Origin of the sequence: Nostoc sp. PCC 9305, from assembly GCF_963920915.1 — a bacterium.
In the GTDB taxonomy this organism is placed as follows: Bacteria; Cyanobacteriota; Cyanobacteriia; order Cyanobacteriales; family Nostocaceae; genus Nostoc.
In genome coordinates this window covers 1-228 of sequence record NZ_CAWUDN010000321.1, presented here as the reverse complement: position 1 = coordinate 228, position 228 = coordinate 1, and the positions used below count along the sequence as shown (strand labels likewise).

Below are 228 nucleotides of genomic sequence, written 5' to 3'. Positions count from 1 at the left end.
CAGCGCGTCCATGGCGGACGCGACGATGTGGCCGCGCCATTCGCGCTTCATGTCCATGCGCGCGGCGGTCAGCGCCGCGATGCCGAGGCCGCAGAAGGCGGTGGTGACGCGCACCACGCGCTCCAGTTCCAGGTCAGCCATGTCGATGCCGAGCGCGGCGTACAGGGTCAGGCCGGTCTTGATCAGTTCCGGGTCGACGTCGGCGCCCTGGTCCGCCAGGCGGTTGGC

1 protein-coding gene is annotated in these 228 nt (G+C 71.1%); it reads right to left on the bottom strand.

Annotated elements, in window-relative coordinates:
- The coding region (locus ACM0OX_RS35900) for a hypothetical protein (RefSeq protein WP_414520000.1) at positions 1 to 228 on the bottom strand (228 nt) is incomplete at both ends.